9 protein-coding genes are annotated in these 12,394 nt (G+C 60.8%); 8 read left to right on the plus strand and 1 reads right to left on the minus strand.

Going from position 1 to position 12,394, the window contains the following annotated elements:
- Positions 1-196: 196 nt before the first annotated feature.
- The 3 genes from ABQJ54_RS00685 to ABQJ54_RS00695 all read left to right on the plus strand — a co-directional run bounded on the left by ABQJ54_RS00685 (position 197) and on the right by ABQJ54_RS00695 (position 3,659).
- Positions 197-2,155, plus strand: a complete 1,959-nt coding sequence (locus tag ABQJ54_RS00685) for a DUF3363 domain-containing protein (RefSeq protein ID WP_367852356.1) — start codon at positions 197-199, stop codon at positions 2,153-2,155.
- A gap of 244 nt (positions 2,156-2,399) precedes the next feature.
- Positions 2,400-2,987 (plus strand): TetR/AcrR family transcriptional regulator, encoded by a 588-nt coding sequence (locus ABQJ54_RS00690; RefSeq protein WP_367852357.1) that lies wholly within the window; start codon positions 2,400-2,402, stop codon positions 2,985-2,987.
- 168 nt (positions 2,988-3,155) lie between these two features.
- A complete protein-coding gene (locus ABQJ54_RS00695) occupies positions 3,156-3,659 on the plus strand; it encodes a hypothetical protein (RefSeq protein ID WP_367852358.1) in 504 nt (167 codons plus the stop codon).
- Positions 3,660-3,730: 71 nt separating this feature from the next.
- Here ABQJ54_RS00695 and ABQJ54_RS00700 read toward each other — a convergent pair whose 3' ends face one another.
- A complete protein-coding gene (locus tag ABQJ54_RS00700) occupies positions 3,731-4,663 on the minus strand; it encodes an AraC family transcriptional regulator (RefSeq protein ID WP_367852359.1) in 933 nt (310 codons plus the stop codon).
- Positions 4,664-4,799: 136 nt separating this feature from the next.
- On the opposite strand from ABQJ54_RS00700, the gene ABQJ54_RS00705 reads away from it, so the two are divergent.
- From ABQJ54_RS00705 to ABQJ54_RS00725, 5 genes are all read left to right on the plus strand, one after another.
- Positions 4,800-5,630, plus strand: a complete 831-nt coding sequence (locus tag ABQJ54_RS00705; protein WP_367852360.1) for an oxidoreductase — start codon at positions 4,800-4,802, stop codon at positions 5,628-5,630.
- Positions 5,631-5,823: 193 nt separating this feature from the next.
- Entirely contained in the window at positions 5,824-6,303 is a 480-nt protein-coding gene (locus tag ABQJ54_RS00710; protein WP_367852361.1) for an RNA polymerase sigma factor, read from the plus strand.
- Entirely contained in the window at positions 6,303-7,259 is a 957-nt protein-coding gene (locus ABQJ54_RS00715; protein ID WP_367852362.1) for a FecR family protein, read from the plus strand. The genes ABQJ54_RS00710 and ABQJ54_RS00715 overlap by 1 nt, the downstream gene beginning before the upstream one ends.
- Before the next feature lie 127 nt (positions 7,260-7,386).
- Positions 7,387-10,140, plus strand: a complete 2,754-nt coding sequence (locus ABQJ54_RS00720; protein ID WP_367852363.1) for a TonB-dependent siderophore receptor — start codon at positions 7,387-7,389, stop codon at positions 10,138-10,140.
- 360 nt (positions 10,141-10,500) lie between these two features.
- Positions 10,501-12,297: an ABC transporter ATP-binding protein/permease gene (locus ABQJ54_RS00725; protein WP_367852364.1), complete on the plus strand. Its 1,797-nt coding sequence runs from the start codon at positions 10,501-10,503 to the stop codon at positions 12,295-12,297.
- Positions 12,298-12,394: the final 97 nt, after the last annotated feature.

Genomic DNA, 12,394 nt, shown 5'->3' on the forward strand with positions numbered 1-12,394 from the left:
AGCGCAGGGCAACGGCGGAGGGCAAGATAAAAGGTCGCGGCACTCCGTGGCGCGAGGAGCCTGTCTGCACATGGGGGTGGCGTGGCACACGCCTGGGTGTGGCGGGGTGCCGTGATGGTGCGCAATGCCGCATTGGCGTTGGCGAAGCCACGTGCTTCGTTGACCGGATTGCGCCGGCCCTGGAGGGAGATGTCGCATGAGCCAGCGCGACGACGACCGTTTCCGCGTCCGGCACGGTGTGCCGAAGCAGCGTGGCGACGCCTTCATCAACCAGGTACTGCGCCAGACCAGCAAGGTCGGCGCGAAAGCCGGTAAGGCCGTCAGGAAAACCGGCCAACAGCCCGGCGCGCGCTTGGGCCGCGGCCACGTCGCGGCCCGCTTCGCCGGGCGCTTGCTCGACGCCCGTGCGCGACGCGTCACCATCAAAGCGCGGCTGGTCAACCTGAAGCAGGCTGGACGACGCTCGACCGATGCCCATCTGCGCTACATCGAGCGCGAAGGCGTCGATCGCCAGGGCGGCGCAGGGCACGCCTACGGACCGACGATGGACCCAGCCGACCTCGATGCGTTCAAGGCGCGCAGTGTCGACGACCGGCATCAGTTCCGTTTCATCGTTTCGGCCGAGGATGCCGAGTCGCTCGACGACCTGCGTACCTATACCCGGCACCTGATGGCTCGTATGGAGTCCGACCTGGGTACGCGGCTGGACTGGGTGGCGGTGGATCACTGGAACACCGACAACCCGCACACGCACGTCGTCCTGCGCGGCAAGGACGACACCGGCAAGGATCTCATCATCGCCCGTGACTACATTGCCGCAGGGATGCGCCGGCGGGCGTCGGAGCTGGCGACCGAATGGCTGGGGCCACGCACCGAGCGGGAGATGCAGCACGCCATGCAGCGCGAGGTCGATCAGGAGCGGTGGACGACCCTGGACCGCACCTTGCAGCGCGAGGCTGACGAGCATGGTCGGGTGCATACCGAGCGCTTCGCCGAGTCACGGCTGCAACGCCAGCGGCAGGTGCTGATCGGCCGCCTGCAGTGTTTGCAGCGCATGGGACTGGCCACCGAATCGCAGACCGGCATCTGGATGATGCACGCCAGCGCCGAGCCGACCCTGCGGGCCATGGGCGAGCGCGGCGACATCCTCCGTGCCCTGCAGCGGGCCATGCGCGGCAAGTCGCGCGAGCTGGCCGTATTCGAGCCGAATGACGATGGCCGCACCCTCATCGGCCGGGTGGCCGGCAAGGGGCTGGCCGACGAGCTGTACGACAAGGGCTACCTGATCGTCGATGGTACGGACGGCAAGGCGCACTATGTCCCGCTGCCGTCGCGGTCGGAGTTGGAGCAATACCCGGCCGGCGCCGTGGTGGAGGTGAAAGGCGCGGCCGACGTGCGTGCCGCTGATCGAAACATTGCCGCGCTGGCTGTCGATGGCGTGTACCGCACCGATCATCACTTGGCCGTCGCCCATGGTCAGGCCAATCCCGACCGCGATCCGCGCGAGGTAGTCGCCGCGCACGTGCGCCGGCTCGAAGCCCTGCGCCGCGCCGGCATCGTGGAGCGCGAGGCCGAAGGCGTCTGGCGTGTGCCGAGCGACCTGGCCGAGCACGGCCGCCAGTACGATGCGCGGCGTTTTGGCGGCGGCGTGGCGGTGGAGCTGAAATCGCACCTGCCGATCAAACGGCAGGCCCGCGTGATCGGTGCCACCTGGCTCGACCAGCAGTTGATCGGTGGCGGCACGGGTCTGGGCGACTTGGGTTTTGGCGGTGAAGTGAAGGAGGCGCTACGCCAGCGTGCCGACTTCCTGGCCGAACAGGGGTTGGCCGAACGGCACGGACAGCGCGTCGTTCTCCCGCGGAATTTGCTGGCGACGCTGCGCGGGCGCGAGCTAGAGCAGGTTGCAAAGAACATTGCCGCCGAAACCGGGCTGGAGCATCGCCCGTTGCTCGAGGGGCAGCGCGCGGCAGGCATCTACCGGCGCAGCGTCATGCTTATTAGTGGACGCTACGCTATGCTCGACGACGGCATGGGATTCAGCCTTGTGCCATGGAAGCCGGTGGTCGAACAGCGTCTGGGGCAGCAGCTTGCCGCGAGGTTTCGTGGTAGCAAGGTGTTATGGGAGGTTGGGCGGCAACGCGGTCCCCAGCTTTAGTGGCGGAAGCTGTTGCGGCGGCATGCGTTGGTGACAACCACATCAGCAGGATGTCAGCAGGCAGGGATAGAGCTCGACGTTGATGTCACTGGACAAGGCATCTTCCTTACGCGGAACGACGGTCTGCTTTCGCGCGGTTATGCTTGACATGTAATCTACCTACTAGTAGGTTACACTGCATCGCACGCTACATAGTGAGCATAGTGGTGCTTAACTTCGCTTGTTGGCCAGATGAAGCCTTGTCATGAATGCAGCGCTTTCTCCGAAGGCGGCTGAGATCGTCACATATGCAAGGTTGTTGCTTGAAGCTGGCGGCTACAACAGCTTCAGCTATGCCGATATTTCTGCGCGAGTGCATATCAGCAAGGCGAGTATCCATCATCATTTCCCAAGCAAGGCAGAGTTGGTCCGGATCGTCGTTGCGCGGTATCGCGAGGAGGCTAGGGGAGGTATGGAGGCACTCGACCGTGAGCTTGCGGATCCGTTGGCGGAACTCAAGGCCTATGTGGATTATTGGGCCACGTGCATTCGTGGAGGCACTTCTTCGTTTTGCATTTGCGCGATGCTGGCCGCCGAATTGCCTGCAATTCCCAGCGAGGTTGCCGATGAGGTCCGTGGGCACTTTCAAGACTTGACCGCCTGGCTTGCATCCCTCTTCAAAAAGGGCAAGGCCAAGGGGCAACTCCATCTGCAAGGTAGCCCAGCTCTCGAAGCCAAGGCTTTTATGGCAGCGGTGCATGGGGCCATGCTGGCAGCGCGAGGTACCGGTGATCCAGAAAACTTTCGGGCGCTCGCCCAGTTTTCAATTGGCAGATTGACCTCGGCGGCTTGAGTCGCCTTGGGAGGGATGAGGGCCGATTTTTTTTGAGTCGCATATCTACCAACTAGTAGATAGTTATGGCCATGTGTAATGGAGATCGCAAATCCGGACGTGGCCTGTTTCCTCGGCATCGCTGACACGGTGCTGGCCTTTTGCCAATTGCTTTGAGAGAGGTTTCCCATGACGCATGCCATCACGCCTTTGGGCGCATTCCATACTGTTGTCAGCTTGGTTCCCGTTGTTGCAGGTATCTACGGCTTTGTCCGTTATCGCAAGATCGACACGGCGGTGCATTCCGGCAGGATCTATCTTATTGGCTTGGTGCTGTCGGTAATCACGTCCTTCGGAGTGTCGAGTACAGGTGGCCTAAATGCCGGACATGCATTCGGAGTCGTGGTTCTGCTTGTCGCTTTCGGTGGTGCGTTCGTGAGTAAATTGACCTTTCTGGGAAGGCTTCGACCGTATCTATCCGTGTTCGGACTCTCTTTCAGTTTCTTTCTGACGCTGGTTCCCGGCACGAACGAAACGCTGACCCGAGTGCCGCCCTCGCACCCGCTGGCCAATACGCCTCTATCTCCGGTGGTATTGCACACATTGTTTGGCTTGCTCGTGTTTTTCATTGTGGGGTTTGTTGCGCAGTGCTGGATGATCCATTCGCGCAATAGAAGTGTTTCGTGTACATGAAATGCGATGAATCTTGTGTCTGACCCATCACATGGCGAATGCGCTGGACGCTTGCCATCTTGGGCGACGATTCAGTGCGATGACACGTAGGCGGACGGTACCTGTGCCGCGGGCATGACAAAGTCCCGCTTCATCCGCTCGACTTCTTCAACCGGCGGTCTCCCAAAGAGCTGTTTGAATTCGCGGCTGAACTGCGACGCGCTTGCGTAGCCCACGGCGGCCGCCGCCGCTGCCGCCGTGGCGTGCCGGCGAAGCATGAGCAGGCGTGCCTGATGCAGGCGCGTCGATTGCACGTAGCGCATCGGCGAGGTGCCCGTCATCGCGCGGAAGTGTGCATGGAAGGTGGGCGCGCTCATCGCCGCCTCGCTGGCAAGCTCGTCCACGCTGAGCGCCTCGGCGTAGCGGCTGTGGATGATGCGGATCGCGCGCGCCACCATGCCGAACTTGCCCTGCTGCGCCAGCGCCGCACGCAAAGAACCGCCCTGGGCGCCGGACAGTATCCGGTAATAGACCTCGCGCACGAGCGCAGGGCCGAGCACCTCGTCATCCGGAGGACTCGCCAGCGCTTCGAGCAGGCGCAGGACCGATGCCGCGAGGGCGTCCTCCATGGGCGAGGCATACAGTCCGCGAGGCGGCGCCGACGGTGCTCCGTGCCGTTTGTCGATCTGCATGCAGACTTCCGCGGCCGCGGCATGGTCGAGACGGAAGTAGATCGCCAGCAACGGCTCGTCCGCCGAGGCATCGGTCTCCATCATGAAAGGCACGGGCACGGACACCACGAGATAATGCTGGTCGTCATAGACGAAGACCTTGTCGCCCAGGAAGCCGCGTTTGCGTCCCTGAGCCACGACGACGACGCCGGGCTCGTAGAGCACGGGAGTGCGGCTTAACGGCCGATCAGAGCGGAGGAGGCGCACGTCCGGCAACGGCGTCAGCGTGTATCCCTCTGTCGGCGCGAGTTCCCGGAGCAGGTCGATCATATGGCGGCGGGAAGGCGTGTCCATGCCTCCACTCTCCGGCTTCCCAGGCTACGCCGCAAGCGCCTCTCATAGGATCAGGCAATGACGCCACACGGAGGGCTATGGGCCACATGGCGCCGGGCACCTAGGATCGCTTCCATACCTGACCAGGAGTCCATCCATGACCACCAAGACCATTTTCATCACCGGCGTCAGCAGCGGCTTCGGCCTTGCACTTGCCCGCGAGGCCCTGTCCGTGGGTCATCGGGTGATCGGTACGGTTCGCACCGACGAGGCGCGCCGCACCTTCGAGGCCCTGAGCGACGGACGAGCGCAGGCCGTCATGTTGGACGTGACCGACATTGACGCGATCCCGGGCGTCGTTGCCAACGCGGAATCTCGCGCTGGACCCGTCGATGTGCTCGTGAACAACGCGGGATACGGCCACGAGGGCATCTTCGAGGAATCCCCCCTCGACGAGATGCGACGCCAGTTCGAAGTCAACGTGTTCGGCGCCGTGGCGGTCACCCAGGCGTTCGTGCCACGCTTTCGCGAGCGCCGCTGCGGACACATAGTCAACATCACTTCGATGGGCGGCTTCATCACGATGCCGGGCATCGCTTACTACTGCGGTAGCAAGTTCGCGCTCGAGGGCATCAGCGAGGTGCTTGGCGAGGAATTGCGGCCGTTCGGGGTGTATGTGACCGCCGTCGCCCCGGGCAGCTTCAGGACGGATTGGGCGGGGCGGTCGATGCAACGATCGCCGAGACGCATTGCCGATTATGACGATATGTTCAACCCCATCCGTCAGGCTCGGTGCGAGAAGAGTGGCAAGCAGCTCGGGGATCCCGCGAAGGCGGCCAGGGCCATCCTGACTCTGATCGGCCTGCCGATCCCGCCCGCGCATCTCTTGCTCGGCAGCGATGCGCTTTCTCTCGTACGCGAAAAGCTCGCGACCATGTCGGCGGCTATCGATACCTGGGAGAGCCTGACGCGATCGACCGATGGCTAGGGTCGGAGCCAAATTGCGCTGCCATTTATAGACGCTCGACTTGTATGGGCGCTCTCCTTCGAAGTACTCGCCCGGGCCAAGCTGAACGCCGCAGCATTTTGTGATGCGTCGCACAATTAGGGTGTCCGGATGGTATGGTGGAAACGTCTACATCCATGACGGATAAAGAGGCCGGCTCACTCAGGGTAGCCGCATGGGCGACGTTCTACAGATGTTTCGTAAGGTCCGCGCTGTCATTTTGCGACAGGGCGTAGCACCACAGGATGCCGACGATATCGTGCAAGAGGCGTTTGCGCGTCTGGAATCCTATACGCGCCGGCAGGAGCTGCGCTCGCAGGAAGCTTTCCTGGTCACGACCGCGGTGAATATCGGTCGCGACGCTGCAAGGCGTCGGGGACGCACACCTGCCCAGGCCACCGAGTTCGACCTCGATACGATCGTTGACGCAGCGCCGCAGCCGGAAGAGCAACTGCTTCTACAGGAGCGTTTGCGTCGTACCAAGACAGGCATGGCGCGGCTCGATCCGGTGACTCGGCGCTGTCTTCTGGCGCAGAGGCTGGACGGGCTGACGTTTCCCCAGATTGCGGAACGCGAGAACATGTCGGTAGCCGCGGTCGAAAAGCGCGTCGCCAGGGCGGTGTTGTTCCTCACGAAGTGGATGGACGAGCAGTGATGCGCACGAATCATGAAATCTTCGAAGATTTGGTGCTGGCCGAAGCATCGGCGTGGCTGGTTCGGTTGCAGAGCCCTTCGCGCACCGCGGCGGCCGATGCCGCCTTCAGGGCTTGGTTGGCGGAGGACGTCACGCATGCGCGTGCCTTTGCGCGGGTCACCGAGACTTGGGACATCATTCCTGGCGCCGCTCAATTAGCCACGGTCCCAGCTCTGGCCAGGACGCGCCCGCGACGGCGCATGTTGGCGGCTGTGGCGGCATGCCTGCTGCTGGCTTTGGTGGGGGGCGGTATCACGTTCTATGCATTGCGCAACCCGGTGTACCAAACCGCGGTTGGCGGCCAGCAGACGGTGACACTGGACGACGGAACGCGTATTACGCTCAACACGGATACCCGGCTCACGGTGGCCTACAGCAAGACCGAGCGCCGCATTCTGCTCGATCGCGGCGAGGCGATATTCGATGACACAGAGGATTCCCGGCGACCGTTCATCGTGCAAGCCGGCGACAGGGCGATATCCGCGTTGGGTACGACCTTCGACGTGCGAAACGATCCTCATGTTTTCGAGGTGACCCTCATCGATGGGAAGGTCAAGGTGGGCCCAGCCGCCTCTGGGCAGGCTGACACGCAACACGGCGAAACGGTACTGTCCCCTGGTGAGCGAGTGATCTTGCGTCCTGGTGGTGAACAGACAGTCGACCGCCCCAACCTTGAAGAAATAACCGCGTGGCAACGAGGCGAGCTGATATTCGATGACGCCACCTTGGGAAAGGTCGTGTCGGAACTCAACCGTTATGGCAACACCCATGTCTTTCTGGGCAACCCAGCCTTGGCACAGCTGCGCGTGTCGGGTGTGTTCGTCACCCGTGACCCGGTCGAGGCCGCCAATGCCATTGCCCGGTTGCACAACCTGAATGTCATGCGCTCTGGTCAAGGCGTCGTGATCACCCAGTAGCACCTCCTGAGGATCCTGTTGAGGCGTGTGCAAAAAAGATGACGGCTACATGTCCGGATCGTGTCGACCCTTCGTCTCCTGCTAAAGAGCCCGTCGTCGACGGGACATAGTGATCGGAGGGGATGCTATGTTTTTTGCACGTCGTAACGTTGTGGCGACCGCGGTGTTGCTGGCCCTGGGGGCGGTGCCAGCTGTGTACGCGCAGGCCAGTTACAACTTCAACCTGCCAGCGCAGTCGCTGGCCGACGCGCTTCGCGCCGTCGGTAGCCAGGGTGGCGTCAATGTCACGTTCGAGCCAGCCACGGTGCGAGGTCATAATGCCCCCGCACTAAAGGGCAGCTATTCCGTGCGGCAAGCGCTGGATCATCTGCTAGCAGGTTCCGGGCTGGTCTTGCGGACAACGCAAGGCGGTTCGTTTCTAGTGGAGATGGGCGACGCCACTGGCAAGGCGCCTTCGGCGGCGACGCAGGGACAGGGCTTTGATTTCAATATCCATCCGCAGAACCTGGCAGACACGTTGCGTGCGATTGCACGCACCACCGGGCAGCGGATCGATTTCGGCGCGGATCTGGTTTCTAAAAAAAAAGCTGATGTCGTCATCGGCCGCTTTACGGCGATCGACGCACTGCAGCGGGCGCTTTTGGGGACCGGTCTGCATGCGGTGATCGCGCCATCAGGCGTGGTGATCATTCTGCCCGGTGCTGCATCGGCCGGCGAAGGCGTCCAGGAGCTCCCCGACGTCTTGGTTCAAGCCACGGTCGAGGGCCTGGCGGCGACACGCGTAGCGACCGCATTGAAGGAAATCCCGCAATCGGTCTCGGTGATCTCACAAGAAACGCTGCAGCAGCAGAATGCCTATGGATTGGCTGATGCACTTGATTGGGCGACCGGTATAACCGTTCAGCAGAACGGCACTTCCGCGAATACGACCTTTTCTGCAAGAGGTTTCGGCGTCGACGAAGTCCACGTGGATGGTGGTGGCCCCATCACGCTGAGCCCAAACACCACGACTGCAGCCGGCTCGCCGCTCGACGATCTTTCCGAGTATGACCACATCGAGATATTGCGCGGTTCGGATGCCCTTTTCGGTGGAGCAGGCAATCCCGGCGCTACGATCAGTCTGCAACGCAAGCAACCGCAGGCCAATGACGAAGTCAGTGCCACCGTTACGATAGGTTCGTACAACTATTACCGGGAAATGTTCGACGCCACGGGCTCACTGGGGTTCGACGGGGCGTTGCGCGGACGCATCGTGGCATCGAATACGGACCAGGATTATTTCTACGACATAGCGAGCCGCAAGCAGCACAAGCTCTATGGCATCCTGCAGTACGACCTGACGTCCACGACGATGTTGACCGTCGGAGGCTCCCTCGAGCAGGTCAACGCTGTGCCATTCGACGTAGGGCTGCCACGTTATATCGATGGCGCCGACCCGCATCTGCCGCGCTCCACTGCGCTGGCTTTCCCGTGGAATCGGAGCACCGCGCACAACAGTGAAGCCTTCGTGCAGTTGGAGCAGCGATTCAACGACGACTGGAAGCTGAAGGTCGAGTCGACCATGATCGACCAGGACAGCCGTTCCAGAATTGGGGCGTCGTCTTCCTCTGGCATCAATCCGGTTACGAATACTATTCCAGGTGTCCTAGGCCAGGGTGTCGCGTCCGAATCAAACCTGGCGGTCACTGGGGACGCGACCTTGACTGGATCTTTTGAGGTGGGCGGTCATCGTCAGGACGTTATCGCAGGTATGGACTACACGAGACAAGCCTACTCATTACCTCAACAGGATAGTGAACTTGCAGGTCCTCCGCTGAACCCATGGTCCTTCGATCCTTCGGCATATACGGCAGCTCCACCGGGACTCCTCACTCCAGTAATTGATGAATACAATTACGCCTATACCAAGCAAATTGGCGGATATGCTGCGCTTCGCCTGCGCTTTCTGGACGGCTGGTCGGCTGTCATCGGGGCGCGCGACAGTTACTACCGAAGCGAAACGCAATTCTCGGAAAACCTTGACTACGGGCCGCCACTCGGTAGCTTCGGGTTTTCGGGGGCACCAATCAGGAATGTCTCCACCGGTGTGATTACCCCTTATGCGGGTCTGACCTACGATATCAGTAAAGATTATTCGCTCTATGCCAGTTACGCTGATATTTACAAGCCAAACAGTGGTCAGTTGACGGCTTCTGGTGGACTTGTTCCTCCCGTTCGTGGTGTCAATATCGAAGTGGGTGCGAAGGGTGCCTGGTATGGAGGGCTGCTCAACGGCTCCATCGCCCTTTTCAGGATCGATCAGCGCAACAATCCGACATATTTCAACCCGGGTGGAAATTACAATAACCCGAATTGCTGCTTTGTCGATGGAGACAATACCAGCAAAGGTGTTGAAGCCGAACTTAGTGGTCGCTTGACGCCAAATTGGCAAATAAGCGCTGGATATACCTTCGATGTCAACAGGGAAAATGCCAACCTGGCCAATGCGCCGGGGGTTACGCAAGGTGTACTGAGCTCAATCACGCCGAAGCATATGTTCAAGGTCTGGACCGATTATCGACTGCCGGGCATGGACAATCGCTGGAGCATCGGTGGCGGGTTGCGCGCGCAGACCTCAAGCTACGCTACCGGTGAGGCCTGTCCAACCTACGATGCGTCAGGCAACTGTCTGGGGACCTTCGCTCCCTACGCCATCCGGCAGGGGTTCTACACGGTAGCTACCCTGCGTGCCGGCTATCAGATCAACAGGCATTGGTCGATGGCATTGAATATCGACAACCTGTTTGATCGAACCTATTACCAGACGACCGGGGAAATCTACGGGTACAACTGGTATGGCACGCCGCGCAGCTTCATGCTGACGATCAAGGGGCAGCTGTGACCTATCGGTGTGATCCGGTCTCGTAGCCACTTTCTTGTGGCTACGGAACTAAGGTGCGCCACTTCACACCAGTGCAACTCGGGCAATGAAAGCGATTTGGCAACCCGCACTGGGCTGTTCCAAGGACGGCCCAGGGCGACCTGTGCAATTTGCTGGCCGTCTTGTTGCGCTTTCGTCAAAACGAATGTCCGGATTTTCCAGCTGCGGCGTCTATGACATGAGCGCCGCATTGACACATCGCACGTGCTCCGGCGTTTGGTGACGGCAACCTTTATGCCAAAAAGCCAGCTTCCTGATCGTAGACATCGATGCAGATAAGACGTTGAGCGTCTCATGTCATTCACCCTAATCAGAGTCTAGATGGACGCACGTACCCTTCATTCGGATCCGGCAGATTACAAGGTGTCGCGCCAGCTGTTCGCACGCCTCTGGAGGTTGGCCCGGCCGTACTGGGTTGCCAAGGAGAACCGACTAGCACGCTTGAGCATGATCGGCCTATTGGTGCTGGTTCCCGTCCAGAGCGGCATCGCCGTCTGGATAGCGATACTCACGAAGGACATGACCAACGCAATCGTCGCCAAGGAGCACGCGGGTTATGCCGTCTTGTTCTGGTCCACGACGGGCGTGGGGGCGTTGTCGGTGGTCATCGTCATGGCCATGTTGTTTCTTTCCACCTGGCTCAGCGTGGACTGGCGCCAGTGGCTGACCGACTACATGGTCAAGCGATATCTGGATAAGAAGACGTATTACGACATCGCTTTGCGTGAGGATCTGGACAACCCCGACCAACGCATCCAGGAACAGGTCCTGCCCTTCGTCGAGGCGGTCATCCAGATTCCGCGCCAGCTCCTAAGCCAGACACTGATGCTGATCAGCGGAGGGGTGATCATTTCGTCGATCAGCACGACGATGACGTTGTACGTGATCGGTTACGCCGTACTGCAGACCGTCGTCACGCTGGTGATGTACACGCCGATGATCCGGCTGCAGTTCGACAATACCGTGGCCGAAGCGGACTTGCGCCACGGCATCCTGCATGTACGCGAAAACGCTGAAACGGTTGCGTTCTATCGTGGCGAGGACAGCGAACACACGCAGATCTGGGAGCGCCTGAAGGCGGTCACCCGCACCAGGATGGCCGTGCTGATCTATACGATGAAGCTTACGGGAGCCACCCAGGGCATGCAGGTCATCTGGCAGATAGCGCCGTTCTTCTTGATCGCTCCGTTGTTCTTTGCTGGCAAGATCGAGTTCGGCGCTATCGCCATGGCGACAACCGCCGCGGGCACCATGCTCTCGGCCCTGACAACATTGAGCAGCTTCATCCCCATGCTGACCCAGATGGCACCTGGTGCGGTGCGTCTGGCGCAGATCCTCGAACGCTTCGATGCCATGGATGCGGAACGCGCGAAGAGCGATGCGCCGCGAATCGCGGTTACGGAAGGCCCCTTTCTCGTCATAGACAACGTGGATCTGGAAACGCCAGGCGGCGAGCAACTGCTCGCCCACGAGCTCGACTTCACGCTACATCCGGGTGAGAACCTGATCATCGTCGGCCAGACCGGGGTCGGGAAAAGCTCCTTGCTCCGTGCGATGGCTGGTCTATGGCAACGCGGCACGGGCTCGATGGTCATGCCGCCCCGCGAGGACAGCATGTTCTTGCCGCAGCGGCCGTACATGATCCTTTCCAATCTGCGCTCTCAGTTGCTCTACCCGCGAGTCCGCAAGGGCAAGGATCTTTCGGACCCAGAGTTGCAAGGCATCCTCGAACAGGTCTTTTTGCCGCATCTGCTGGAAAAGCATGGTGGCCTGGATGCGGTGCGCGATTGGGCCAAGGTGCTTTCGCTCGGCGAGCAGCAGCGTATCGCCTTTGCGAGGGTACTGATATCCGGGGCGAAGTACATCTTCCTCGACGAAGCCACCAGCGCCATGGACGTTGCCACCGAGGCCGCGGTGTACGCGCAGCTCAGGAAAGCCGGGACAACCTACGTCAGCGTAGGGCACCGCGAAACGCTGCTGCATTTCCACGACCGAGCGTTGTGTCTTTATCCGGGAGGGCGCTACCGCTTGATGCCGGCGAAGGAGTTGGTGACGGCGGCATCGGGTAGCACAACGGGTCTGGAGTCGGTACCCGAAGCCGGGCAATGGCACGGGTGATGCCATGAAATGCACGAATTGCAATCAGTGCATTAGCGGGTTGTCATCGCCGTGAAGACGTGAATGGGAAGCGGTTGCCATGTCGAGGATGCGATGT

This window comes from Rhodanobacter lycopersici (assembly GCF_040812335.1).
GTDB classification, from domain to species: domain Bacteria; phylum Pseudomonadota; class Gammaproteobacteria; order Xanthomonadales; family Rhodanobacteraceae; genus Rhodanobacter_A; species Rhodanobacter_A lycopersici.

What these genes read in the sequence shown, in the direction of transcription:
- ABQJ54_RS00720 (WP_367852363.1), top strand. Translation starts at nt 7,387, where the DNA reads ATGTTTTTTGCACGTCGTAACGTTGTGGCGACCGCGGTGTTGCTGGCC.
- ABQJ54_RS00700 (WP_367852359.1), bottom strand. Translation starts at nt 4,663, where the DNA reads ATGGACACGCCTTCCCGCCGCCATATGATCGACCTGCTCCGGGAACTC.
- ABQJ54_RS00715 (WP_367852362.1), top strand. Translation starts at nt 6,303, where the DNA reads ATGCGCACGAATCATGAAATCTTCGAAGATTTGGTGCTGGCCGAAGCA.
- ABQJ54_RS00710 (WP_367852361.1), top strand. Translation starts at nt 5,824, where the DNA reads ATGGGCGACGTTCTACAGATGTTTCGTAAGGTCCGCGCTGTCATTTTG.
- ABQJ54_RS00690 (WP_367852357.1), top strand. Translation starts at nt 2,400, where the DNA reads ATGAATGCAGCGCTTTCTCCGAAGGCGGCTGAGATCGTCACATATGCA.
- ABQJ54_RS00705 (WP_367852360.1), top strand. Translation starts at nt 4,800, where the DNA reads ATGACCACCAAGACCATTTTCATCACCGGCGTCAGCAGCGGCTTCGGC.
- ABQJ54_RS00685 (WP_367852356.1), top strand. Translation starts at nt 197, where the DNA reads ATGAGCCAGCGCGACGACGACCGTTTCCGCGTCCGGCACGGTGTGCCG.
- ABQJ54_RS00695 (WP_367852358.1), top strand. Translation starts at nt 3,156, where the DNA reads ATGACGCATGCCATCACGCCTTTGGGCGCATTCCATACTGTTGTCAGC.
- ABQJ54_RS00725 (WP_367852364.1), top strand. Translation starts at nt 10,501, where the DNA reads ATGGACGCACGTACCCTTCATTCGGATCCGGCAGATTACAAGGTGTCG.